20 protein-coding genes and 1 tRNA gene are annotated in these 25780 nt (G+C 62.4%); 19 read left to right on the top strand and 2 right to left on the bottom strand.

The genetic code is table 11. The annotated features are described in order from the left end of the window. The first annotated feature begins 749 nt into the window (after nucleotides 1-749). Together AC07OJ_RS30665 and AC07OJ_RS30660 are read left to right on the top strand one after the other, a co-directional pair. Nucleotides 750-1337 (top strand): hypothetical protein, encoded by a 588-nt coding sequence (locus AC07OJ_RS30665; protein ID WP_315420768.1) that lies wholly within the window; start codon nucleotides 750-752, stop codon nucleotides 1335-1337. An 86-nt stretch (nucleotides 1338-1423) separates the two neighbouring features. Continuing rightward, nucleotides 1424-2680 carry a hypothetical protein gene (locus AC07OJ_RS30660; protein ID WP_495095789.1) on the top strand — a complete coding sequence of 419 codons (1257 nt, stop codon included), beginning with the start codon at nucleotides 1424-1426 and terminating at the stop codon, nucleotides 2678-2680. 3 nt (nucleotides 2681-2683) lie between these two features. Here AC07OJ_RS30660 and AC07OJ_RS30655 read toward each other — a convergent pair whose 3' ends face one another. Further along, the gene (locus AC07OJ_RS30655) at nucleotides 2684-5962 is read right to left on the bottom strand and encodes an EAL domain-containing protein (RefSeq protein WP_495095788.1); all 3279 of its coding nucleotides are present in this window, start codon (nucleotides 5960-5962) and stop codon (nucleotides 2684-2686) included. 65 nt (nucleotides 5963-6027) lie between these two features. Continuing rightward, nucleotides 6028-6918, bottom strand: coding sequence for a LysR family transcriptional regulator (locus tag AC07OJ_RS30650; protein ID WP_065904527.1), 891 nt, complete (start codon nucleotides 6916-6918; stop codon nucleotides 6028-6030). Between the two features lie 147 nt (nucleotides 6919-7065). Between AC07OJ_RS30650 and leuC the strand changes: the two genes are divergently transcribed. From leuC to AC07OJ_RS30565, 17 genes are all read left to right on the top strand, one after another. Further along, nucleotides 7066-8484 carry a 3-isopropylmalate dehydratase large subunit gene (gene leuC / locus AC07OJ_RS30645; protein WP_106803176.1) on the top strand — a complete coding sequence of 473 codons (1419 nt, stop codon included), beginning with the start codon at nucleotides 7066-7068 and terminating at the stop codon, nucleotides 8482-8484. 10 nt (nucleotides 8485-8494) lie between these two features. Continuing rightward, nucleotides 8495-9139 carry a 3-isopropylmalate dehydratase small subunit gene (gene leuD / locus AC07OJ_RS30640; protein ID WP_065904531.1) on the top strand — a complete coding sequence of 215 codons (645 nt, stop codon included), beginning with the start codon at nucleotides 8495-8497 and terminating at the stop codon, nucleotides 9137-9139. Between the two features lie 146 nt (nucleotides 9140-9285). Next, nucleotides 9286-10050, top strand: a complete 765-nt coding sequence (locus AC07OJ_RS30635) for a class I SAM-dependent methyltransferase (protein ID WP_495095787.1) — start codon at nucleotides 9286-9288, stop codon at nucleotides 10048-10050. A 53-nt stretch (nucleotides 10051-10103) separates the two neighbouring features. Next, on the top strand, nucleotides 10104-11186 hold the full coding sequence (gene leuB, locus AC07OJ_RS30630; RefSeq protein ID WP_065904535.1) for a 3-isopropylmalate dehydrogenase: 1083 nt from the start codon (nucleotides 10104-10106) through the stop codon (nucleotides 11184-11186). A 64-nt stretch (nucleotides 11187-11250) separates the two neighbouring features. Beyond that, nucleotides 11251-12363, top strand: a complete 1113-nt coding sequence (gene asd, locus AC07OJ_RS30625; protein ID WP_005789767.1) for an aspartate-semialdehyde dehydrogenase — start codon at nucleotides 11251-11253, stop codon at nucleotides 12361-12363. A gap of 250 nt (nucleotides 12364-12613) precedes the next feature. After that, nucleotides 12614-13624 (top strand): aspartate-semialdehyde dehydrogenase, encoded by a 1011-nt coding sequence (locus AC07OJ_RS30620; protein ID WP_120449190.1) that lies wholly within the window; start codon nucleotides 12614-12616, stop codon nucleotides 13622-13624. A 161-nt stretch (nucleotides 13625-13785) separates the two neighbouring features. Next, on the top strand, nucleotides 13786-16341 hold the full coding sequence (locus tag AC07OJ_RS30615; protein WP_495095786.1) for a FimV/HubP family polar landmark protein: 2556 nt from the start codon (nucleotides 13786-13788) through the stop codon (nucleotides 16339-16341). A gap of 214 nt (nucleotides 16342-16555) precedes the next feature. After that, on the top strand, nucleotides 16556-17380 hold the full coding sequence (gene truA / locus AC07OJ_RS30610; protein WP_106803181.1) for a tRNA pseudouridine(38-40) synthase TruA: 825 nt from the start codon (nucleotides 16556-16558) through the stop codon (nucleotides 17378-17380). A 64-nt stretch (nucleotides 17381-17444) separates the two neighbouring features. Next, a complete protein-coding gene (locus AC07OJ_RS30605; protein WP_495095785.1) occupies nucleotides 17445-18077 on the top strand; it encodes a phosphoribosylanthranilate isomerase in 633 nt (210 codons plus the stop codon). Between the two features lie 244 nt (nucleotides 18078-18321). Next, nucleotides 18322-19242 (top strand): acetyl-CoA carboxylase, carboxyltransferase subunit beta, encoded by a 921-nt coding sequence (accD, locus tag AC07OJ_RS30600; RefSeq protein ID WP_025856447.1) that lies wholly within the window; start codon nucleotides 18322-18324, stop codon nucleotides 19240-19242. Beyond that, entirely contained in the window at nucleotides 19239-20546 is a 1308-nt protein-coding gene (folC, locus tag AC07OJ_RS30595) for a bifunctional tetrahydrofolate synthase/dihydrofolate synthase (protein WP_495095784.1), read from the top strand. Before accD ends, folC begins: the two co-directional genes overlap by 4 nt. Next, nucleotides 20530-21192: an SPOR domain-containing protein gene (locus tag AC07OJ_RS30590; RefSeq protein WP_495095783.1), complete on the top strand. Its 663-nt coding sequence runs from the start codon at nucleotides 20530-20532 to the stop codon at nucleotides 21190-21192. The genes folC and AC07OJ_RS30590 overlap by 17 nt, the downstream gene beginning before the upstream one ends. Before the next feature lie 256 nt (nucleotides 21193-21448). Beyond that, nucleotides 21449-22006, top strand: coding sequence for a CvpA family protein (locus AC07OJ_RS30585; RefSeq protein WP_003192538.1), 558 nt, complete (start codon nucleotides 21449-21451; stop codon nucleotides 22004-22006). A 41-nt stretch (nucleotides 22007-22047) separates the two neighbouring features. Beyond that, the gene (purF, locus tag AC07OJ_RS30580; RefSeq protein WP_065904549.1) at nucleotides 22048-23553 is read left to right on the top strand and encodes an amidophosphoribosyltransferase; all 1506 of its coding nucleotides are present in this window, start codon (nucleotides 22048-22050) and stop codon (nucleotides 23551-23553) included. 65 nt (nucleotides 23554-23618) lie between these two features. Continuing rightward, nucleotides 23619-24830, top strand: a complete 1212-nt coding sequence (locus AC07OJ_RS30575; protein WP_106803185.1) for an O-succinylhomoserine sulfhydrylase — start codon at nucleotides 23619-23621, stop codon at nucleotides 24828-24830. An 11-nt stretch (nucleotides 24831-24841) separates the two neighbouring features. Then, a complete protein-coding gene (locus AC07OJ_RS30570) occupies nucleotides 24842-25606 on the top strand; it encodes an SDR family oxidoreductase (protein ID WP_065904573.1) in 765 nt (254 codons plus the stop codon). Nucleotides 25607-25705: 99 nt separating this feature from the next. Beyond that, nucleotides 25706-25778: transfer RNA gene (locus AC07OJ_RS30565), tRNA-Val, on the top strand. The last annotated feature ends 2 nt before the right edge of the window (nucleotides 25779-25780 follow it).

Here is a 25780-nt window from a genome sequence, read left to right as displayed (position 1 = left end):
GCCACCGCTCACGCCCCAACCCAAGCCAGACGCTGCGCCACAGCCACCGCTCACGCCCCAACCCAAGCCAGACGCTGCACCGCAGCCACCGGTCAATCCACAGCCCAAGCCCGACGTTGCACCGCAGCCGCCGGTCAACCCTGTTGTGCCAACGCCTGTGCCTGATGTGACCAGCCCGGGCCCCGCTGACAACCAAACCGATCTGCAGGGCTGGAGCTTTATCAACCGTCGACGGGTAAGGACTTGATGCCTGGCGTCGTGTTTCGACTTCTTCGATAAAAAACAGCGCTCTCCGGACCAGGCGTTCGGAGAGTCGCTAAAAAAGTGGAGAGACAGTCATGTCATGCTGCTCAATTAATAATATTGCTCGCGTAGTGGACGTACGCCAGGCGTTGAACATGGAGTTACCGGACGCAACTAATGAAACCACGGGGCCTGGTGAACCGAAACAGTCAGGCTTTGGCCCAGGCCCTGTATCGACGCCCGTGAGTGTGCCGCAGAACAATGTCGCGATAGGAGATAACTTAGCCCCGATTGCCGGCCTGATTACATTGTTCAATTCATTGATCACGCGGTTGATCGACTTGATATCGGCTAGACCGGACAAGAGCACTTCCGCCATCACGCCGAGACCAGAAGTCACTCCCCCGTTAGTGCCGGCGCCCATTCCCGCGCCAATACCGGCACCCCTGCCAGCGCCCACACCCGCACCGCAACCGATGCCCACTGTACCGACCCAGATCCCGAACTTGTCCGATAAACGCAACGGCACCAAGCCGGACAATATCTGGAGTGGCTTCCGCCAAGGCCCGGATGGCAACTGTGTCACGGTATCCGCCATCAAGGCTGCGATGTATCGGTTTGGCCAAAGCCCTACGGATATCTATAAGGAGGTGTTAAAGACGAACGACGGTTATCGAGTAACGATGCGTGATGATGTTGTGGTCAGGCTGACCGACCAGGAGTTGCAAATAGGCGCGGCAGGCTCGCTATTTAAGGGCACGGATAAAGGCATGCTCAAGGACGCGCAGTTTCTTTTCGCGGTCAGTGCCAAGCGGGCGCAAATGGAGAACAACGACGGCACGGCAGCGCGCAGCTTTAGAGCGGCTGTAAAGAGTCTGAACGATGGCGAAGATGACAACGGCCCCGGTGAAGGCTTCCTGCGCTTGGGGCTGAGGCACCATATGAAGCGGGTCAGCGTGCGCGATCTGGCCAAGGGCCAATTGGGCATGTGCAACCGAGCCCGCCATTCGGTGGCCGTGATCAATGGACGCGAAGAACTATATGGGCGACAGGGCTCGGCGCCGACGCGGGGTGACGCCGTCGCACTGATCTGATCCACGGCTATTCGTTTCCTGTTAAAGGATGCAGCCGGGATCTCTGGCTGCACTTTTTTCCTGCCCTGTCTTGAGTGAACAATTCCATGAACGCTTCAATTGATGGTCGTGGCTCGGTGGTGCCAAGTCGGTTGCCTGAGCCTGTTGCAAGTGGTTTCAATGTGCAGGCCGGTGCGAAACGGGGTGACCTCGTGAATGCACTTCAAGGCGCCGAGCGTCGATTCGGCGAGCGCTTTGACTGCAGTACTCACGTGGCCGTTATCAATATGATGATGATGACCCTCGGCCCGCGTGCCTCCGATGTTTTCAGCGAAGTCACCCCGGCGGGTGATGGTTATGCCGTCACCATGAAGGATCAATACCGGGTGCAGGTGTCCCAGGCGGAGCTTGAGCGTGCCGCGCAGGCTTCGCGGTTCAGCGGGCAGGACCCTGACGTGGTGAAGCACGCCAACTTCATGTTGGCTGCGTTTGTAAAGCGCAAGCAGCAGTTGGGTGGCTATCCGACGTTTGAGGCGGCCCTGGCAAAAAGCCTTGAGGGCGAGACAAGCAAGCGTTGCCTGGAAGGGATGGGCGTCTATGGGCTGTCGCGTTGGGTTGCCGCTCGTGACATGGTCGGCAGGGAGTCGCCCTGGGTCCGCCAGACCCATGACTTTGGTGCCGCGCTCGTGGTGAGGGGTGCCAGTCACCCACACGGCAATGGTTACGGGTATGTGTTGTTCGATGACCGTGAGACGCCGCCGCAAAGGGACGGGGTGGAGTCTCAAGTGGCGGAGGGCATCAGGCATGCCGATATCTGGAGCGGCTTTTACCAGGGCGTCGAGGGCAATTGCGTCACCGTGTCGGCAATCAAGGCCGCCATCACTCGTTTCCCGGAAGGGATCTACACGTCCATCGTCAGGACGCCGGGCGGCTGTGAAGTGACGATGCGCGATGGCTTCCGGCTGCGCTTGAGCCATGCCGAGCTGAGGCAGGCCACCGCCGCCTCGAACTTTGCCGGCAGCAACCCGGTGTTGCTGGACTACGCGAACTTCCTGTACGCCTGCAGCGCCAAGCGGGCGCAAATGGAAAACAACGACTTCCGCGCCGAACAAGGGTTTGCGGTGGCCCTGGAAACCCTCAACGATGGCGAGTACCCCGGCGAGGCGCTGCAAAGGCTGGGACTGTTCGGCTATATCCGTAACAGCACGGCTGAAGAATTGGCCGACGGTGCCATCGGCACGCTTGCGGACGGCTGGCACTCCGTGGCGGTAGTGGGCGGGGCGCTGGACCTGTATGGGCAAAAGTATGATCTGGGCACCTCGCACTGGAAGCGCAAGACGCTGACCGCCTTGAAGCTGGTGTGAGGATTAACCCAGCAACTGCCTGAACCCCTCGATCGGCAAGGGCCGGCTGTGTAAGAAACCCTGGAACAAATGGCAGCCCAGCTTTTGCAGGAATGCCAGTTGCTCCGAGGTTTCCACACCTTCGGCAATCACTTCCAGGTTCAAGCTGCGGGCCATGGCCACGATTGCGCGGATGATTTCGGCGTCGTTCGGGTCGTGGGTCGCGTCGCGTACAAACGACTGGTCGATTTTCAGCGCATCCACCGGCAGGCGCTTGAGGTAGGTCAGCGATGAATAGCCGGTGCCGAAGTCATCCATCGCAAAGCTCACGCCGAGTTTTTTCAGCCGGCGCATCTTGCTGATGGTGTCTTCCAGGTTCTGGATCACGATGCCTTCGGTGATTTCCAGCTTCAGCAGGCTGTAAGGCAGTCGATGTTGCTTGAGGCTGCGCTCCACCCGTTCGACAAAGTCGTTCTGGCGAAACTGTCGGGGGCTGATATTCACGCACAGGCTGAAATTCAGCGGGTCCACCAGGCCGTCGGCAATCAATTGCTCGAACGCGGCGCAGGCTTCATCGAGGATCCAGGTGCCCACTTCGAGGATCAGGCCGCTGTCTTCCAGCACCTTGATAAATTCGGTGGGGGACTGTGCGCCCAGCTGCGGGTGCTGCCAGCGCACCAGTGCTTCGGCCCCGACGATCTTGTTGCCGCGCGCATCCACCTGCGGCTGGTAATGCACGCTGAACTCCCCACGCGACAGTGCCAGGCGCAGGTCAGTCTCCATGCGCAGCCGCTCGCTGGCAGTTTTCTGCATGCTGTTGTGGAACATCTGCGTGGTGTTGCGCCCCGAGTCCTTGGCGCGGTACAGGGCGATGTCGGCGCGCTTGAGCAAGTCGGCCGGGGTCGAGCCATGATCGGGAATCAGTGCCACGCCAATGCTCGGCGTGACCTGCAAGCGGTGGCCATCGAGGAACATCGGTTCCGAAAGCAATTCGCGCAGGGTGTCGGCCAGTTCCTGCACCTGGCCGCTGACTTCGCTGCGTGTACCCTCCAGACCGCTGAGCAGCACCACAAATTCATCGCCGCCCAGGCGCGCCACCGTGTCCTCCATGCGCACGCTGGCTTCGAGGCGTGCGGTGACGATTTTCAGCACCGTGTCGCCCACCGGGTGGCCGAGTGAATCGTTGATGTGCTTGAAGTGGTCGAGGTCGAGAAACAGCAGGGCACCGCGCAGGTTGTGGCGCTTGAGCAGGGCAATTTGCTGGCTCAGGCGGTCCATCAGCAGTGCGCGGTTGGGCAGGTTGGTCAGCGGGTCGTGATAGGCCAGGTGGCGAATCTGCGCCTGGGCGTTCTTCAACAGGCTTACGTCGCGCGCGGTCAGCAGCAGGCACGGGGTTTCATTGAGGGTGATCGGCTCGACCGACACCTCCACCGCCAGCACTTCGCCACGCTTGTTGTGCCAGAGCATTTCCAGGTGATGGATGCGCCCCTTGATCTGCAGCTCGGCGAGCAATGCCGCGCGCTGGTTTTCGTCGGCCCAGATGCCGATCTGGTACAGCGTCAGGCCGATGGCATCCTCGGCGCGGTAGCCGGTCAGGCGGCAGAAGCCGTCGTTGACCTCGACATAACGGCCGGTGTCGCGCTCGGTGATGGAAATCGCGTCGGGGCTGGAATGAAACGCCTTGGCGAACTTCTCTTCGCTGGCCTTCAGCGCGGCCTCCGAGCGTTGCTGCTGGGTAATGTCACGCAACGTGGTGACGATGCACGGCTGGTTGCCGACCTTGATCAGGCGGCTGGAAATCACGCAGGTCAGGGCCTGGCCGTTCTTGTGGTGCACCACGATGGCCACGTTGCTCAGCCCCTGCTCGCGGATCACCCGTTCAATACGCTGCAGGCGCTTGCTCGATTCGTCCCACAGGCCGATCTGCTCGGCGCTCTTGTCGATGACCTCGGCGGCGGTCCAGCCGAAGGTCTGGGTAAAGGCCGGGTTGATCTCGATGAATGCACCGCTGTCCAGGTAGGTGACGCAGATCGGATCGGGGCTGGCCTGGAACAGGCTGGCAAATTTTTCCTCGGAGGCGGTCAGGCGTTGTTCGCGTTCGACCTGGTCGGTGATATCCAGCAGGGTACCGGCCATGCGCTGCGGCGCGCCCAGTTCGTCGCGGTAGAGGCGGGCGCGGCTTTCCAGGTAACGCGAGCTGCCATCCTCCAGTTGCACACGGTAGGTCAACTGATAGTTGCCGGCCGGCCCTTCGCGCAACGTGCGGTAGGCGTCGCGCATATTGTCGCGTTCTTCATCGGGCATGCCTTCAAAGAAGGCCTCGAAGGATTCATGGAACGGCTCGGGCGGCAAGCCATGCAACTGGGCGGCGCGGGCCGAGCCGTAGAGCATGCCGCTGGGAATGTGCCAGTCCCAGGTGCCCAATTGCGCCGAGTCCAGCGCCAGGTCGAGGCGCTCCTGGCTGTCCTTGAGCGCCTGCTCGGCATTTTTGCGATCGGTGGTGTCGACAAAGGTGCTGATCAGGTAGGCCTCGCCCTCCAGTTCGACTTTCTGCGCGCTGAGCGTGCCATCGTGAATCTGCCCGTTGCTGGCGCAGAACTGTACTTCCATGCTGATCGGTTCGCCCTTGCGCTGAGTGGCCTTGACCAGTTGCGCGCGTTGGTCGGGGTGGCGCCACAGGCCCAGGTCCAGGGTGGTGCGGCCAATGACGTCGGCCACCGGCCAGCCGAAGTGCATTTCGAAATACTGGTTGGCTTCGCTGATCAGCCCGTCGGATTGGCGGGTCAGCAGGACCATGTTCGGGCACAGGTGAAACAGCGTGGCGAAGCGCTTTTCGGAGTGGCTGAGGGCGTGCTCGCGCTCGCGCTGGCGGGTGGTCTCGCGGATCACCCCGATCATGCGGCGCCGGCCCGCCTTGTCGGGGGCCAGGCTGCCGTTGATTTCCAGCCAGTGATGGCTGCCGTCCGGCCACTGGATGTGGTGATGCATGGCCTGCTCGAACGGCTCGCCGGCCAGCACCGCATGAAAGGCGCGCACCACGCGGGTGCGGTCCTGCGGTGCGAGCAGGTCCAGGTAGTCGAGGTCCTTGGGCAGCGGTTGGCGCGGATCGAAGCCGAACAGCGCCTGGGTACCCCGCGACCAACTGATGCGCCCGGTGTCGATTTCCCAGCACCATGCGCCCAGCCGCGCCGCATTCAGGGCGGCCAGCAGTTGCGGGGCACTGTCCCAGCTTTGCTCCGCCTCTTGAGGGTCAAGGGCGTAGATGCGTGGCAGGGGAGGCAAGGAATCGACGGGGTTGCGCATTATCAAGGGGCCTTGGCTCTGTGGGCGTTCGGCGCGGTAGGTTCAGACCTTGAGGGCGCACAAGTTCATGCCGGTGTCCCTGGCAGATCGACCTGTGCATCCAATAGGCTCATGAAAGCCCGCGCAGCGTTCGACAGCGTCCTTTCGGTGTGCACGATATAGCCTAGCTGGCGACTGAGCTGTATGCCCGGCAAAGCGATACTTGCCACCTGATCGTCGAGCATGGTGCGCGGCAAAACGCTCCAGGCCAGGCCGATCGACACCATCATCTTGATAGTTTCCAAGTAGTTAGTGCTCATCGCGATATTCGGCGTCAGGCCCTGGGCCTCGAACAGCCGGCTGACAATATGGTGCGTAAAGGTGTTGCCACCGGGGAAAACTGCCGGGTGGCCGGCAATATCGGCCAGGCTGACGGAGCCGTTGCTGATCAGGCTGTGTTCCGGCGCCACCACGAAATCCAGCGGGTCGTCCCACACCGGGGTGGCGCGGACGAGGTGGTGAGGATCGGGCGCCAAGGTGATCACGGCCACTTCGGCGCGGCCGTGGAGGATTTCTTCGTAGGCCACTTCCGAATCGAGAAACTGGATATCCAGCGCCACATTCGGGTACTCGCGGGTAAACGTGCGCAGGATCGGCGGCAGGCGGTGCAGGCCGATATGGTGGCTGGTGGCCAAGGTCAGGCGACCGCTGACTTCACCGGTCAGGTTGGTGAGGGCGCGGCGGGTGTCGTCCAGCACATTCAGGATCTGATAGGCACGCGGCAACAGGGCGCGGCCGGCCTCGGTCAGGCCCACTTCACGGCCCAGGCGGTCGAACAGGCGCACCTTCAATTGTTGCTCCAGGCCAGCAATGCGCTTGCTGATGGCCGGCTGGGTCAGGTGCAGGCGTTCACCGGCGCCAGAGAAGCTGCCGGTCTCGGCGATGGCAATAAAGGCATTGAGGTTGGCCAGGTCCATTGTGCTATTCCAGTTGGTAATCCAAAGCATAAAAAATATGAATTTGAGTTATTTAATGTAGCGCCATACCATCAGCCTCACAAGCCAAAGGGTTATTGAATGTCTCAAGACCCGGGGCATAGAAAGACCGCTGATGAGGACCGACTGATGGCCGGCAAAACGCTTTACGACAAGCTTTGGGATTCCCATGAAGTGAAACGGCGCGACGATGGCTCGTCGCTGATCTATATCGACCGTCACATCATCCATGAAGTGACCTCGCCCCAAGCGTTCGAAGGCCTGCGCCTGGCCGGGCGCAAGCCTTGGCGCGTCGACTCGATCATCGCCACCCCGGATCACAACGTACCGACGACTCCCGAGCGCAAGGGCGGCATCGAAGCGATTGCCGACCAGGTCTCGCGTTTGCAGGTGCAAACCCTCGACGATTACTGCGACGAATATGGCATCACCGAATTCAAGATGAATGACGTGCGTCAAGGGATCGTGCACGTGATCGGCCCGGAGCAGGGCGCCACCTTGCCGGGCATGACCGTGGTCTGCGGCGACTCCCATACCTCCACCCACGGTGCCTTTGGCGCCCTGGCCCACGGCATCGGCACGTCCGAGGTGGAGCATGTGTTCGCCACCCAGTGCCTGGTCGCCAAGAAAATGAAGAACATGCTGGTGCGCGTTGAAGGCAAGCTGCCCTTCGGTGTGACCGCCAAGGACATCGTCCTCGCGGTGATCGGCAAGATCGGCACCGCCGGCGGTAACGGGCATGCCATCGAGTTCGCCGGTAGCGCGATCCGCGACCTGTCCATCGAAGGCCGCATGACCATCTGCAACATGTCCATCGAGGCCGGTGCCCGCGTGGGCATGGTGGCGGCGGATGAAAAAACCGTGGAATACGTCAAAGGCCGTCCGTTCGCCCCGCAAGGGTCGGAGTGGGATGCCGCCGTCGAAGCCTGGAAAGACCTGGTGTCCGACGCCGATGCGGTGTTCGACACCGTGGTCGAGCTGGACGCTGCCCAGATCAAGCCGCAAGTCAGCTGGGGCACCTCGCCGGAAATGGTCTTGGCCGTCGACCAGAACGTGCCGGACCCGGCGCAGGAAGCCGACCTGGTCAAGCGCGGCTCCATCGAGCGCGCCTTGAAGTACATGGGCCTCAAAGCCAACCAGGCGATCACCGACATCCAGTTGGATCGCGTGTTTATCGGTTCCTGCACCAACTCGCGGATCGAAGACCTGCGCGCCGCGGCGGTGATCGCCAAGGGCCGCAAGGTGGCCTCGACCATCAAGCAAGCGATCGTGGTGCCAGGTTCGGGCCTGGTCAAGGCGCAAGCCGAAGCCGAAGGCCTGGACAAGATCTTCCTCGAAGCCGGTTTTGAATGGCGTGAGCCGGGCTGCTCGATGTGCCTGGCGATGAACCCGGACCGCCTGGAGTCGGGCGAGCATTGCGCGTCGACCTCCAACCGTAACTTCGAAGGGCGTCAGGGCGCCGGTGGGCGTACCCACCTGGTCAGTCCGGCCATGGCCGCCGCTGCTGCCGTCAACGGTCGTTTCATCGACGTTCGCGAATTGATCTGAGGAAAACCCGATGAGAGCTTTTACCCAACACACAGGATTGGTCGCGCCGTTGGACCGTGCCAACGTCGACACCGACCAGATCATCCCCAAGCAGTTCTTGAAGTCGATCAAACGCACCGGTTTCGGCCCCAACCTGTTCGACGAGTGGCGCTACCTGGACGTGGGTTATGCCTACCAGGACAACTCCAAGCGCCCGTTGAACAAGGACTTCGTGCTCAACGCCGAGCGCTACCAGGGCGCCAGCGTGTTGCTGGCCCGGGAAAACTTCGGTTGCGGCTCCAGCCGTGAACACGCGCCGTGGGCCCTGGAAGAATATGGCTTTCGCAGCATCATCGCGCCGAGCTACGCCGACATCTTCTTCAACAACAGCTTCAAGAACGGCCTGTTGCCGATCATCCTGAGCGACGCTGAAGTGGACGAGCTGTTCAAGCAGGTTGAAGCCGATGTCGGCTACCAGCTGACCGTCGACCTGGCCGCGCAGACCGTGACCCGTCCGGACGGCAAGGTGTATCACTTTGAGGTGGACGCGTTCCGCAAGCACTGCCTGCTCAACGGCCTGGACGACATCGGCCTGACCTTGCAGGACGGCGATGCGATTGCGGCGTTTGAAGCCAAGCACCGGGCCAGCCAGCCTTGGTTGTTTCGTGATGCGTAATTCTATGTAGGCTGGACTGGCCCCTTCGCGAGCAAGCCCGCTCCCACATTCGACCGAGTTCCTTGAGTTGAAATGCGATCAAATGTGGGAGCGGGCTTGCTCGCGAAAGGGCCTGTACGAACAACACAAAAGCCAGGAACATCACCATGACCAACACCGCCCACACCCAAGTCGTGCAAAAACAATTCGGCGAGCAAGCCTCGGCCTACCTGAGCAGTGCCGTGCACGCCCAGGGCACCGAGTTCGCACTGCTCCAGGCCGAGCTGGCCGGGCAGGGCAGTGCACGACTGCTGGACCTGGGCTGCGGCGCCGGGCATGTGAGTTTCCAGGTGGCACCACTGGTCAAGGAAGTCGTGGCCTACGACCTGTCCCAGCAGATGCTCGACGTGGTGGCCGGCGCCGCCAAGGACCGTGGCCTGGGCAATATCCGCACTGTCCACGGTGCCGCCGAACGCCTGCCGTTTGCCGACGGCGAGTTTGACTTTGTGTTCAGCCGCTACTCGGCCCATCACTGGAGCGACCTCGGCCTGGCCCTGCGTGAAGTGCGCCGGGTGCTCAAGCCGGGTGGCGTGGCGGCGTTCGTCGATGTGTTGTCACCGGGCAGCCCACTGTTGGACACTTACCTGCAAACCGTCGAGGTGCTGCGCGACACCAGCCACGTGCGTGATTACTCCGCCGCCGAATGGCTGCGCCAGCTCAGCGAAGCCGGCCTGCATGTGCGCACCAGCAGCCGCCAGCGCCTGCGCCTGGAATACACCTCGTGGGTCGAACGCATGCGTACGCCGCAGGCGCTGCGCGCCGCGATCCTTGAGCTGCAGCAGGCGATGGGCCAGGAAGTGCGCGATTATTACGAGATTCAAGCCGACGGCACCTTCAGCACCGACGTGCTGGTGGTCTTCGCCGAGCGCTGATTAACTTTTTCCGACCTGCCCACGGGCAGGTCGCTTGATGAAATGAGGAACGCATGAGCAAGCAGATTCTGATTCTCCCTGGCGACGGTATTGGTCCGGAAATCATGGCCGAAGCGGTCAAAGTCCTGGAACTCGCCAACAGCAAGTACAGCCTGGGCTTCGAATTGAGCCACGACGTGATCGGCGGCGCCGCCATCGACAAGCATGGCGTGCCGCTGGCTGACGAAACCCTGGACCGCGCCCGCGCGGCCGACGCCGTGCTGCTCGGCGCCGTGGGTGGCCCGAAGTGGGACAAGATCGAGCGTGACATCCGTCCTGAGCGCGGCCTGCTGAAAATCCGTGCGCAACTGGGCCTGTTCGGCAACCTGCGCCCGGCGATCCTCTACCCGCAACTGGCCGATGCCTCGAGCCTCAAGCCGGAAGTGGTCGCGGGCCTGGATATCCTGATCGTGCGCGAACTGACCGGCGGTATCTATTTCGGCTCGCCACGCGGCGTGCGCGAGTTGGAAAATGGTGAGCGCCAGGCCTACGACACCCTGCCGTACAGCGAGAGCGAAATCCGCCGGATCGCCCGTGTCGGCTTCGACATGGCCCGCGTGCGTGGCAAGAAAGTCTGCTCGGTGGACAAGGCCAACGTGCTGGCGTCCAGCCAGCTGTGGCGTGAAATCGTCGAAGAAGTCGCCAAGGACTACCCGGACGTCGAACTGAGCCACATGTACGTCGATAACGCCGCCATGCAACTGGTGCGTGCGCCGAAGCAGTTCGACGTGATCGTCACCGACAACCTGTTCGGCGACATCCTGTCCGACCAGGCGTCGATGCTCACCGGCTCCATCGGCATGCTGCCGTCGGCGTCCCTGGATACCAACAACAAGGGCATGTACGAGCCTTGCCATGGTTCGGCGCCGGACATCGCGGGCCAGGGCATTGCCAACCCGCTGGCGACCATCCTGTCGGTGTCGATGATGCTGCGCTACAGCTTCAACCTGGGCGAAGCGGCGGATGCAATCGAGAAGGCCGTGAGCCTGGTTCTGGATCAAGGTTTGCGTACCGGCGACATCTGGTCGCAGGGTTGCACCAAGGTCGGCACACAAGAAATGGGCGACGCAGTAGTCGCCGCGCTGCGGAATCTGTAATCTCTCGGGCCCGCTTGCAGTTGTTGCTGCAAGGCGGCCCACTTTTTAACAAGGTGTAGTTGCGATGAAACGTGTAGGTCTGATCGGTTGGCGCGGTATGGTCGGTTCCGTGCTCATGCAGCGGATGCTGGAAGAGCAGGATTTCGATCTTATTGAGCCGGTGTTTTTCACCACTTCGAATGTCGGTGGCCAAGGGCCGTCCGTGGGCAAGGATATTGCCCCGCTCAAGGACGCCTACAGCATTGAAGAGCTGAAAACCCTCGACGTGATTCTGACCTGCCAGGGTGGCGACTACACCAGCGAAGTCTTCCCCAAGCTGCGTGAAGCCGGCTGGCAGGGCTACTGGATCGACGCCGCCTCGAGCCTGCGCATGCAGGACGACGCGGTGATCATCCTCGACCCGGTCAACCGCAAGGTCATCGACCAGCAGCTGGATGCCGGCACCAAGAACTACGTCGGCGGCAACTGCACCGTCAGCCTGATGCTGATGGGCCTGGGCGGCTTGTTTGAAGCCGGCCTGGTCGAGTGGATGAGCGCGATGACGTATCAGGCGGCCTCCGGTGCCGGCGCGCAGAACATGCGTGAGCTGATCAAGCAGATGGGCGCGACCCACGCGGCCGTCGCCGATCAACTGGCCGACCCGGCCAGCGCGATCCTCGACATCGACCGCCGTGTGGCCGAAGCCATGCGCAGCGATGCCTACCCGACCGAGAACTTCGGCGTACCGCTGGCCGGCAGCCTGATCCCGTGGATCGACAAGGAACTGCCGAACGGCCAGAGCCGTGAAGAGTGGAAGGCCCAGGCCGAAACCAACAAGATCCTCGGGCGCTTCAAGAACCCGATCCCGGTGGACGGCATCTGCGTGCGCATCGGCGCCATGCGCTGCCACAGCCAGGCGCTGACCATCAAGCTGAACAAAGACGTGCCGATCGCCGATATCGAAGGGCTGATCAGCCAGCACAACCCGTGGGTCAAGCTGGTGCCGAACAACCGCGACATCAGCATGCAGGAGCTGAGCCCGACCAAGGTCACCGGCACCCTGAATGTACCGGTGGGCCGTCTGCGCAAGTTGAACATGGGCAGCCAGTTCCTCGGCGCATTCACCGTGGGCGACCAGCTGCTGTGGGGCGCGGCGGAGCCGCTGCGTCGCATGCTGCGGATCTTGCTGGAGCGTTGATCGCTTCCTTGCATTGAAAAACCCCGTGACCTGGTGACAGGTGCGGGGTTTTTTATTGCCCTGGAGGGCCTCATCGCAGGCAAGCCAGCTCCCACATTTGATCGCATTTCAACTGAGGAAACTCGGTCGAATGTGGGAGCGGGCTTGCCCGCGATGAGGCCATCAGCCACACCACAAGCCCCAGGCTAATTGCCTCACCCCCAGCCACCCGGTAAAGTGCCGCTCCCCCCGCAATGCCCGAGGCAGCCCCATGACCCAGACCTTTGAAATCGCCGTGATCGGCGCCACCGGCACCGTTGGTGAAACCCTGGTGCAGATCCTCGAAGAACTGGATTTCCCGGTGGGCACCCTGTATCTGCTGGCGGGCAGCAACTCCGCCGGGGCATCGGTGCCGTTTCGCGGCAAGAATGTGCGGGTCAAGGAAGTCGACGAGTTCGATTTCAGCAAGGCGCAATTGGCGTTCTTCGCGGCGGGGCCGGCAGTGACCCTGAGCTTTGCGCCGCGGGCCACGGCCGCCGGATGCTCGGTGATCGACCTGTCGGGCGCCTTGCCCGCAGAGCAGGCGCCCCACGTGGTGCCGGAGGCCAATGCTGAGGTGCTGAAGGGGCTGAAAAAGCCATTCCAGCTCGCCAGCCCCAGCCCCTCTGCCACCAACCTGGCCGTGGTCCTGGCGCCATTGCGCGGCCTGCTGGATATCCAGCGGGTGAATGTCACCGCCTGCCTGGCAGTCTCCGCCCAGGGCCGTGAAGCCGTCAGCGAGCTGGCCCGGCAAACCGCCGAGCTGCTGAACGTGCGTCCGCTGGAGCCGCAGTTCTTTGATCGGCAGATGGCGTTCAACCTGCTGGCGCAAGTCGGCACGCCAGACGCCCAGGGCCACACCGCGCTGGAAAAACGCCTCGTCCACGAACTGCGCGCGGTGCTGGGCTTGCCTGCCCTGAAGATTTCCGCCACTTGCGTTCAAGCCCCGGTGTTTTTTGGCGATAGCCTGACAGTGTCGTTGCAATTGGGGGCGGCGGTGGATCTGGCTGTCGTCAATCGCGCGCTGGACGCAGCGCCCGGCATCGAGCTGGTCGAGGAGGGCGATTACCCCACCGCCGTGGGCGACGCGGTGGGCCAGGATGTGGTCTATGTGGGCCGAGTGCGCGCCGGTGTGGATGACCCGGCGGAACTAAATTTGTGGCTGGCGTCAGATAACGTACGCAAAGGCGCAGCGCTTAACGCCGTACAGCTGGCGCAGTTGTTGATAAAAGGCCTTGCGTAAAAGATACTTGGCGGCAATTTGTAGATTGATTCTAGCCAGGCGCTATGCTTGGCCCGAAGCGGAACAGAAGCGTGTCGGTGACCTATCGGCTCGCCATGCCTTATGGCAGCGGTTACCAACCTTCTCGCAGGCCGGGGAGTGTTCAAACAAAGGATGAGGCTATGGTTCAAGTTCGCAAACTGGTGTTAGCAATAGCGGCCGCCTCGGCGCTGTCCTCCGGTATGGCGCAGGCGCTGCAGCTGGGGGAGATGACCCTCAAGTCGAAGTTGAACCAGCCATTGTCGGTGGAAATCGAATTGCTCGATGTCGGTGGCCTCACGGCGTCCGAGATCACCCCGAGCCTGGCTTCCGACCAGGCGTTTGTGGATGCCGGGGTTGACCGCCAGGCCTTTCTCAATGACCTGACCTTTACACCGGTGGTCAATCCCAACGGCCGCAGCGTGGTGCGTGTCACTTCCAGCAAGCCGTTGCCCGATTCCTACGTACGCTTCCTGCTGCAGGTGCAATGGCCCAACGGCCGCCTGATGCGCGACTACAGCGTGTTGCTTGACCCGGCAAAATTCGACCAGCCAGCGCCGACGGCCGCAGTCCCTGCACCGCGTGCGGGGACTGCAGCCAACACCGCGCCTGCCGCGACCAAGCCTGCGCAACACACAACCACCTCCCGCGATACCTTGTGGGAAATTGCCGCGAAGAACCGCAACGGCGGTTCGGTACAGCAGACCATGCTGGCTATCCAGGCGCTCAACCCCGATGCGTTTATCGACGGCAATATCAACCGCCTGAAAACCGGCCAGGTCCTGCGCCTGCCCGACACGGTGCAAAGCACCGCACTTGCGCAACCACAGGCGATTGCCGAAGTCAGCGCACAGAACGCCGCCTGGCGTGAGGGGCGCCGTTCGGGTACGAATCAAGCAGCAGGCAAGCAACAGCTGGACGCCACCCGGCGTACCCAGGCCGGCAATGCACCGGCAAGCACCAACGCCAAGGACAACCTGAGCCTGGTCTCGGCCGAAGCCGCGCGCAAGGGCGGCAAGGGCAAGGCCGGCGACGGCCAGGCGCTGAGCGACAAGCTGGCGATGACCCAGGAACAACTCGACACCACTCGCCGCGACAACGAAGAACTGAAAAGCCGTGCGGCCGACTTGCAGAGCCAGTTGGACAAGCTGCAAAAGCTGATTCAGCTGAAGAACGATCAACTCGCGCGCTTGCAGGCGGAGAAGGGTGATCCGAGCGCGCAGGCCACGGCGGCGATGCCCGCGCAGTTGACCAGCGACCCGGCCGCCGCTTCAACGGCCCCTGCAGCCCCGGCCGCTGCCGCTACGCCAGCAGCGCCCGCACTCGAGCCGATCAAGCCGGAGGCTGCGCCCGCCACCACCGAAGGCAAATTCAATGACCTGCTGACCAACCCGATCGTCCTGGGGGTGATCGGCGGTGCGGCGGGCTTGCTGGTGCTGCTGCTCCTGCTGTTGTGGGCGCGTCATCGCAATGCGCGCCTGGAAGAGGAAAAGCACCTGCGCATGGCGCGGGCCCTGGCTGAAGAGCCGGCCTTCACCTCCAATATCGACCACGACCTGCCGCCCGACAGCTTCGAAGGCCTGGAAGTACCGCCGCCGAACGTCAAACTGGCGGCCGCTCCCGCGCCGGCCCCCGTGGTTGAACCGGCGGTGGTGGCGCCGACGGTTGCTTCGGTGCTCGCCCCGCTGGCCGTTGCCGTGGCCCCGGGAAATGCCAACGACGCATTGGTACAAGCGCAATCGCATATAGACCGTGGCCATCTGAACCAGGCCGCTGACGTGTTGGAGCAAGCGATCAAGCACGAGCCCAAGCGCAGCGACCTGCGCTTGAAGCTGATGGAAGTCTACGGCCTGCAAAACGACAAGGACGGTTTTGTCACCCAGGAGCGCCAACTGGTCGCCAACGGTGAAAACCATGCCCAGGTCGAGCAGCTCAAGAGCCGCTTCCCGGCCATGGCGGTGCTGGCGGCAGGCGTCAGTGCCGCCGTCGCCGCGGCCGCGCTGGATGCCCAGTACGTCAAGGATTTGCTTGAAGACAAACCCGCGGCCCCTGAGCCAGAGGCGTTCGACACCGATTTCGACCTGAGCCTGGACGATCTCGAAGCGGCTTCGCCGGCCGAGGTCAAGGGTGATCAGCAGACGTTTGAATCGCTCCTGCAGCAGCAGACCGAAGCCAAGGCGAGCCCGGATGATCTCTCGGACTTCGACCTCGACCTGCAGTTGGATGGCCCGGTTTCGGCGCAGTCCGACGACGACTTCCTCTCCGGCCTTGAAGACCAGATGAAGGATGTGCCGGCAGTCGAGCCACCGACCCTGACGCCTGCGGCGCTGGATGACTTCGACCTGCCGGAAGATTTCGACCTGTCCCTGGCCGACGAACCGGAGGCCACCGCCAAGCCTGATGCCTTCGCCTCGGAGCTGGATGACGTCAACGCCGAGCTGGATCGCCTGTCGCAGAGCCTGGAGCACCCCTCCATCGAGCCGTCCTTCACCGCTGAAGACGCGGCACTGGGCGGTGATGAACCGGAGTTCGACTTCCTCTCCGGCACTGACGAAGTCGCCACCAAGCTCGACCTGGCCCAAGCCTATATCGACATGGGCGACGCCGACGGTGCGCGGGATATCCTTTCCGAAGTGCTCACCGAAGGTGATGAAGTGCAGCGCGGCGAGGCCAAGGAAATGCTCGGCCGGCTGGCGTAACAGTCAATAGTTGATGCAGCGGCGACCTTCGGGTCGCCGTTTTGCTTTTGTCGGCGCTGATTTGCCGGCGATACCCTTCACTCGGTTTTACCGAAAGACCGGGTCGCTTGCATCGCAGGCAAGCCAGCTCCTGCACAAATCGGCATAATGGCGGCCTTTGCGCAACTCATCAGGCTCTCAGTTCTTGGCAAATATAGATAATCCGGTCGCCGAAATGGCGGCTGACGGCTTTTACCGCATCGCCCTGGGCGTGGAATACAAAGGTTCGCGCTATCGCGGCTGGCAGCGTCAGGCCTCGGGCGTGTTGACGGTGCAGGAAACCCTCGAGAATGCCCTGGCGAAAGTCGCCGACTCCCCCGTATCGCTGATGTGCGCCGGACGCACCGATGCCGGCGTGCATGCGTGCGGCCAGGTGGTGCACTTTGACACCCAGGCCGAGCGTTCGATGAAAGCGTGGGTGATGGGCGCCAATATCAATTTGCCGCATGACGTCAGCGTCAGCTGGGCCAAGGTCATGCCGGCGCATTTTCATGCGCGTTTCAAGGCGATTGCCCGGCGTTATCGCTACGTGATCTACAACGACCAGATCCGCCCGGCGCACCTCAACCAGGAAATCACCTGGAACCACCGTCCTCTGGACGCCGAGCGCATGGCCGAGGCCGCGCAGCACTTGGTCGGCGTGCATGATTTCAGCGCCTTTCGCGCGGGGCAGTGCCAGGCCAAGTCGCCGATCAAGGAAGTCCACCACCTGCGCGTGACCCGTCACGGCAAGATGATCGTGCTGGATATCCGTGCCGGGGCGTTCCTGCACCATATGGTACGAAATATTGCCGGTGTACTGATGACCATTGGTACCGGCGAGCGTCCGGTTGAATGGGCCAAGGAAGTGCTGGAAAGCCGTATACGCCGCACCGGCGGGGTGACGGCGCATCCGTTCGGCCTGTACCTGGTGCAAGTGGAGTACCGTGACGAGTTCGAACTGCCGGAGCGTTTCATCGGGCCACACTTCCTCACAGGTTTCAGTGAACTTGGCGGCTGACGCCCGGAAAAGCTTTTGTTACCATCCGGGACTTTCTCGGTTCAACCCCTGAGGTTTCTACGATATGTCTGCCGTTCGCAGCAAGATTTGCGGGATTACCCGCATAGAAGACGCGCTGGCGGCAGTCGAGGCGGGGGCGGATGCCATCGGTTTCGTGTTTTATGCACGCAGTCCGAGGGCGGTGAATGTGTTGCAGGCGCGGGCGATCATCAATGCCTTGCCGCCGTTCGTGACCACCGTGGGCCTGTTCGTCAATGCCAGCCGCTGCGAACTCAACGAAACCCTGGATGCCGTGCCGCTGGATATGCTGCAGTTTCACGGCGACGAAACCCCTGATGAATGCGAAAGCTACCAGCGCCCGTATATCAAGGCGTTGCGGGTCAAGGCCGGTGACGATATCGCCCGTGCCTGCGCCGCCTATGCCGATGCACGCGGGATCCTCCTGGATACGTATGTCGAAGGTGTGCCCGGTGGCACCGGTGAGGCGTTCGACTGGTCGCTGATTCCTCCGGGGCTGAGCAAGCCGATCATCCTCGCCGGGGGGCTTAACCCCGACAATGTCGGCGTGGCGATCGCGCAGGTGCGCCCGTACGCGGTGGATGTCAGCGGTGGGTTAGAGCAGGGCAAGGGCATCAAGGATCACAGCAAGATTCGCGCATTCATGCAGGCTGTGCGCAACAGCAGTGGCGGGATGTGACGGCTGGCAGTCTGCCGCCGTCCATAACTACCACTGTGTAAAACAGCCCGGCGCCGCCTGTGGGTGGCCCGGCAATGAAGTGGCAAGCCTGCGCTGGCAGGTTGTCTGGAAGGCTGAGGATGCAGGCGGGAAATGGCTGGTCGAACACCTGACCCCGTCCCACCTGTGTCATCGCCACATATGAATTTAGCTCAAGGGCATACGCGGGGCTGTGTTCAAGCCACCGGTACTGGAGAAAGAAAGCATGAGCAACTGGTTAGTAGACAAACTGATCCCTTCGATCATGCGTTCCGAGGTAAAGAAAAGCTCGGTTCCTGAAGGTCTGTGGCACAAGTGCCCATCCTGCGACGCGGTGTTGTACCGCCCCGAGCTGGAAAAGACCCTGGACGTTTGCCCCAAGTGCAATCACCACATGCGTATCGGCGCCCGCGCCCGCATCGATATCTTCCTCGACGCCGAAGGCCGTAACGAGCTGGGTGCGGACCTGGAGCCGGTTGACCGCCTGAAGTTTCGCGACGGCAAGAAGTACAAGGACCGCCTGACCGCTGCGCAAAAGCAGACCGGTGAGAAGGACGCACTGATTTCCGTCAGCGGCAAGCTGCTGGGCATGCCGGTGGTGGTGTCGGCGTTCGAGTTTTCCTTCATGGGCGGTTCCATGGGGGCCATCGTCGGCGAGCGCTTTGTTCGCGCTGCCAACTACGCCCTGGAAAACCGTTGCCCGATGATCTGCTTCGCCGCCTCTGGTGGTGCGCGTATGCAGGAAGCGCTGATCTCCCTGATGCAAATGGCCAAGACCTCTGCGGTACTGGCGCGTCTGCGCGAGGAAGGCATTCCATTCATCTCCGTACTGACCGACCCGGTCTACGGCGGCGTTTCCGCCAGCCTGGCGATGCTCGGTGACGTGATCGTCGGTGAGCCAAAAGCCCTGATCGGCTTCGCCGGCCCGCGCGTAATCGAGCAGACCGTGCGCGAAAAACTGCCGGAAGGCTTCCAGCGCAGCGAGTTCCTGCTGGAGCATGGCGCCATCGACCTGATCATCCCGCGCGGCGAACTGCGTCCACGCCTGGGTAACCTGCTGGCACAAATGATGGGCCTGCCGACCCCTGTGTACGTCGCGCCTAAAGTCGAGCCAATCGTCGTCCCACCGGTGCCTGCAAACCTATGACCCAACGTACCCTCGGCGAATGGCTCGCCTACCTTGAGCAGTTGCATCCGTCCGCCATCGACATGGGCCTGGAGCGCTCGCAACAGGTAGCGGCCCGCCTTGGGTTGGGTCGGCCGGCGCCGCGAGTGATCACGGTGACCGGCACCAACGGCAAAGGCTCTACGTGTGCCTTTGTCGCGGCGCTGCTGCAGGCCCAAGGGCTGAAAGTCGGCGTCTACAACTCTCCGCACCTGCTGCGCTACAACGAGCGGGTGCAGCTCAATGGCGTCGAAGCCACGGATGAGCAACTCTGCGAAGCCTTCGCGGCACTTGATGCTGGCCGGGGCGACATCTCCCTGACTTACTTCGAAATGGGCACCCTGGCGGCGTTCTGGTTGTTCGAGCGCGCGCAACTCGATGTGGTGGTGTTGGAAGTCGGCCTGGGCGGGCGCCTGGACACGGTCAACGTGGTCGACGCCGACATGGCCCTGGTCACCAGCATTGGTGTGGACCATGCCGACTACCTGGGCAATACCCGTGAGTCGGTGGCTTATGAAAAGGCCGGGATCTTTCGCCAGGGCAAGCCTGCGCTGTGTGGGGACGTGGATCCGCCGTCTACCTTGCTCGACAAGGTCCGCGAGCTGGATTGCCCGTTCTTCCTGCGCGGTCGTGAATTCAATCTCGAAATCGGTGACCAGCACTGGCAGTGGCGCGGGCGTGATGCGCGTGGCCAGGTGGTGGAGCTGCATGACCTGCCGCTGTTGAACCTGCCGATGGAAAATGCCGCGCTCGCGCTGCAAGCCTATCTGCTGCTGGATCTGCCGTGGGATGCCGCGCAGATTGCGGCGACGTTGCTGGCGACCCGCGTAGTGGGGCGCCTGGATCGCCGTGAATTCGAATGGCAAGGCAAGCGCCTGAACCTGCTGCTGGATGTGGGGCATAACCCGCATGCGGCCGAGTACCTGGCGCAGCGCCTGTCACGCACACCACTGGTCGGGCGTCGCCTGGCGGTCTTCGGGTTGTTGGCGGACAAGGACCTGGATGGCGTGGTTGCGCCGTTGCTGGCGAGCGTCCAGGCTTGGGCGGTCGCGCCGCTGGACACGCCGCGCAGCCGTCCCGCGGTTGAGTTGGAAAAGGCGTTGCAGAACCTTGGTGCGCCGGTGGCGTCGTATGCAAGCCTGACCGCAGCCCTTGAGGCGCAGTGTGCGGTGGCGACGGCCGAGGACGAAATTCTGTTGTTCGGATCATTTTATTGTGTTGCCGAGGCGCTTGAGTGGTTGGCCCGGCGCTCCACGGAGGAAGCTGCACATGGCATTACTGGATAGCGCATACAAGCAGCGAATGGTCGGAGCCCTGGTTCTGGTGGCATTGGCGGTGATCTTCCTGCCGATGCTGTTCTCCCGCCAGGACGAACAGCGCCAGGTGGTGGTGGAGGCGCCAGCCGCGCCGCAGGCACCGGCGGTACCGCAGGTGCAGGTTGAGCCAGTGGTGGTGCCCGAGCCGCAGGCCCTGCCGGAAGAAGAGCCGGTGCCGACCGATGATGAAATGGCCGCGCAACAGGCGCCTTCGATGCCCGTGCAGCCAAGCGTGCCGGTGGTCAAGCCGGCTCCGGCCGCACCTGTCGCCGCTGCCAAGCCCGCAGCGCCGGCACCTGCGCCCAAGCCGGTCGCGCCGCAGCCTGCCGCACCGGGTAAGCCGGACGTGGGGCAGAGCCGTATCGACCCGAATGGCCTGCCGATCAGTTGGTCGATTCAAGTCGCCAGCCTGGGCAATCGCGACGGCGCCGATGCGCTGCAGAAAAAGCTGCGTAGCCAGGGGTATAACGCCTATATCCGCAGTGCCGACGGCAAGAACCGGGTGTTTATCGGGCCGCTGATCGAGCGTGCCGAGGCCGACCGTCTGCGCGACTTGCTGGATCGCCAGCAGAACTTGAAGGGGTTCGTCACCCGTTTCCAGCCTGAGCGCGGTTGATCACTGTCACTCTCTGGTTGGAATGCTGGCCAAATGTGGGAGCTGGCTTGCCGCGATGGCGGTGGTTGCAGTCGACAGTGATGTTGAATGCGCCGCCCTCATTACAGGCAAGCCTGCTCCCACATTGGTTTTGGGGCTGGGTTGAAGTTGGACGGGGTCTCCAAACCATTGATTTGCAAAGCACCCGCAATCACAGCTTACCGACAGCCCGACGCTCTGCTAAAATGCGCCGCCTTATCCGTCCGTAGGCTCAAACGTGCCATTTACCTGGGTTGACTGGGCGATCGTTGCAATCGTCGCCATCTCCGCTTTGATCAGTCTAAGCCGCGGCTTCGTAAAAGAAGCACTGTCGTTGCTGACCTGGATCATCGCAGGAGTCGTAGCCTGGATGTTCGGCGGTTCATTGTCGGTTTACCTGGCCGGATACATCGAGACACCTTCGGCTCGCGTCATCGCGGGCTGCGCCATCATGTTCATCGCCACGCTGCTGGTGGGGGCAATGGTCAATTATCTTATTGGCGAGTTGATACGTGTCACCGGCCTCTCCGGGACCGATCGATTTCTCGGCATGGCCTTCGGCGCCGCGCGTGGCGCGTTGCTGGTGGTCGTGGCGGTCGGGCTGTTGAGCCTGGGGCCGGTACAGCAGGATTCGTGGTGGCAGGAGTCGGTACTCGTGCCAAAATTTCTATTGGTTGCAGATTGGTCCAAGAACCTCATATTGGGGTGGAGCAGTCAGTGGCTGGCCAGCGGAATCAGCGTACCCGCTGATCTTCCGTTCAAGGAACACCTCTTGCCGGCCAAAACGCCTCAGTAAGCTGTGTTCAGTCAAGATTCATTAAGTAGGGGTTGCGTCGCATGTGTGGCATCGTCGGTATCGTCGGTAAGTCGAACGTCAATCAGGCGCTGTATGACGCGCTAACCGTCCTCCAGCACCGCGGCCAGGACGCTGCCGGTATTGTGACCAGCCACGACGGCCGGTTATTCCTGCGCAAGGACAATGGCCTGGTGCGTGACGTGTTCCATCAGCGTCACATGCAGCGCCTCGTCGGGCACATGGGCATTGGCCATGTGCGTTACCCGACTGCCGGTAGCTCCACATCGGCCGAAGCTCAACCGTTTTACGTCAACTCGCCTTACGGCATCACCCTGGCGCACAACGGTAACCTGACCAACGTTGAACAGCTGGCCAAGGAGATTTACGAATCTGACCTGCGCCACGTCAACACCAGCTCCGACTCGGAAGTACTGCTCAACGTGTTCGCCCACGAGCTGGCCCAGCGCGGCAAGCTGCAGCCGACCGAAGAGGACGTGTTCGCCGCCGTGACCGACGTGCACAACCGTTGCGTCGGTGGCTACGCGGTGGTGGCGATGGTTACCGGCTACGGCATTGTCGGCTTCCGTGACCCGCACGGCATCCGTCCGATCGTGTTCGGCCAGCGTCACACCGACGAGGGCGTCGAGTACATGATCGCCTCCGAAAGCGTGTCCCTGGACGTGCTGGGCTTCACCCTGATCCGCGACCTGGCGCCGGGCGAAGCGGTGTACATCACCGAAGATGGCAAACTGCACACCCGTCAGTGCGCCGTGGCGCCGAAACTCACCCCGTGCATCTTCGAACACGTCTACCTGGCGCGTCCGGATTCGATCATCGACGGCGTTTCGGTGTACAAGGCGCGCCTGCGCATGGGCGAGAAGCTGGCCGAGAAGATTCTGCGCGAGCGTCCTGAGCACGACATCGACGTGGTCATCCCGATCCCGGACACCAGCCGTACGGCTGCGCTGGAATTGGCCAACCACCTGGGCGTCAAGTTCCGCGAAGGCTTCGTGAAGAACCGCTACATCGGCCGTACCTTCATCATGCCGGGCCAGGCGGCGCGCAAGAAGTCGGTACGCCAGAAGCTCAACGCCATCGAGCTGGAGTTCCGCGGCAAGAACGTGATGCTGGTGGACGACTCCATCGTGCGTGGCACCACGTGCAAGCAGATCATCCAGATGGCCCGTGAAGCCGGCGCCAAGAACGTGTACTTCTGTTCCGCAGCGCCTGCCGTGCGCTACCCGAACGTCTACGGTATCGACATGCCGAGCGCCCACGAACTGATCGCTCACAACCGTACGACCCAGGACGTGGCCGACCTCATCGGCGCCGATTGGCTGATCTACCAGGACCTGCCGGACCTGATCGAAGCGGTCGGCGGTGGCAAGATCAAGATCGACCAGTTCGACTGCGCCGTGTTCGACGGCAAGTACGTGACCGGTGATGTCGACGAGGCCTACCTGAACAAGATCGAGCAGGCGCGCAACGACTCCTCGAAGATCAAGACCCAGGCGGTCAGCGCGATCATCGATCTGTACAACAACTGAGTAGACACCGGCCCTGAGGGGCCGGTTTTGTATCTTAAATAAAGAATTGAGTAAGGAGTCACAGCATGAGTCAGGAATGGGATGCCGGTCGGTTGGACAGCGACCTCGATGGCGTAGCTTTCGATACCCTGGCTGTGCGCGCTGGCCAGCACCGCACGCCGGAAGGCGAACACGGTGATCCGATGTTCTTCACTTCCAGCTACGTGTTTCGCACTGCCGCCGACGCCGCTGCGCGCTTCGCCGGTGAAGTGCCGGGCAACGTGTATTCGCGCTACACCAACCCGACCGTGCGTGCGTTCGAAGAACGTATCGCGGCCCTGGAAGGCGCGGAGCAGGCCGTGGCCACCGCCACTGGCATGGCGGCGATCCTGGCAGTGGTGATGAGCCTGTGCAGCGCTGGCGACCATGTGCTGGTTTCGCGCAGCGTGTTCGGTTCGACCATCAGCCTGTTCGAGAAGTACTTCAAGCGCTTCGGCATCGAGGTGGACTACGTGCCCCTGGCGGATCTTTCCGGGTGGGACGCGGCAATCAAGGCCAACACCAAGTTGCTGTTCGTCGAATCGCCGTCCAACCCGCTGGCCGAGCTGGTGGACATCGCCGCGTTGTCCGAAGTGGCTCACGCCAAGGGCGCGATGCTGGTGGTCGACAACTGCTTCTGCACCCCGGCGTTGCAGCAGCCGCTGAAGCTGGGCGCGGACGTCGTGGTGCACTCGGCGACCAAATTCATCGACGGCCAGGGCCGTTGCATGGGCGGTGTGGTGGCCGGTCGCAGCGAGCAGATGAAGGAAATCGTCGGGTTTTTGCGCACGGCTGGCCCGACCCTGAGCCCGTTCAACGCGTGGATTTTCCTCAAGGGTCTGGAAACCCTCAGCCTGCGGATGAAGGCCCACTGCGCCAACGCCCAGGCCCTGGCCGAATGGCTGGAGCAGCAGGACGGTATCGAGAAGGTGCATTACGCCGGTCTCAAGAGCCATCCGCAGCATGAGTTGGCCCAGCGCCAGCAGCGCGGTTTCGGTGCCGTGGTGAGTTTCGAGGTCAAGGGTGGCAAGGAGGGCGCATGGCGCTTTATCGACGCGACTCGACTGATCTCCATCACCGCCAACCTGGGTGACAGCAAGACCACCATCACCCACCCAAGCACCACCTCCCACGGCCGCCTGGCGCCGCAGGAGCGTGAAGCCGCCGGTATCCGCGACAGCCTGATCCGTATTGCGGTAGGCCTGGAAGATGTAGCCGACCTGCAAGCTGACCTGGCTCGCGGGCTGGCAGCCTTGTGATCGAGTGGTCCATGGAAGCTGCAGCGGCCAGTAACGGCCGCGTCGCATTGGTCACTGGGGCGGCCCGGGGCATTGGCCTCGGGATTGCTGCGTGGCTGATCAGTGAAGGCTGGCAGGTGGTATTGACGGACCTGGACCGCGAACGCGGTTCCAAGGTGTCCAAGGTGCTGGGCGACAACGCCTGGTTTATCACCATGGACGTGGCGGACGAGAAGCAGGTGGCCCAGGGTGTCGCCGAAGTGCTGGGGCAGTTTGGTCGCCTGGATGCGTTGGTGTGCAACGCGGCAGTGGCCGACCCGCGCAATATCACCCTGGAAAGCCTCGACCTGGCTTACTGGAATCGTGTGCTGGCGGTGAACCTCAGTGGGCCGATGTTGCTGGCCAAGCACTGTGCGCCGTACCTGCGCGCTCATGGCGGGGCGATCGTCAACTTGGCGTCGACCCGGGCCCGTCAATCGGAGCCGGACACCGAGGCCTACGCGGCGAGCAAGGGCGGCTTGCTGGCGCTGACTCACGCATTGGCGATCAGCCTGGGTCCGGAGGTGCGAGTGAACGCCGTCAGCCCCGGCTGGATCGATGCGCGTGATCCTGCGGCGCGCCGTGCCGAGCCGTTGACGGACGCCGACCATGCCCAGCATCCGGCGGGCAGGGTGGGAACGGTGGAGGATGTGGCGGCGATGGTGGCGTGGCTGTTGTCGCGTCAGGCCGGGTTTGTCACCGGGCAGGAGTTCGTGGTCGACGGTGGCATGAGCAAGAAGATGATTTACAGCGAGTAGGCGGTCTTGAAGCCATTTTGTCTTTTTCAGAAAAACTTCAAGCAGGCTATTGACTTAGGTCCGCTACCTGCGTAAATTTCGCGGCCTCAACGAAGCAAAGGGTGATTAGCTCAGCTGGGAGAGCATCTGCCTTACAAGCAGAGGGTCGGCGGTTCGATCCCGTCATCACCCACC

This window comes from Pseudomonas sp. GW821-FHT09C08 (genome assembly GCF_059418125.1).
This window is presented reverse-complemented; position numbering and strand designations above follow the sequence as displayed.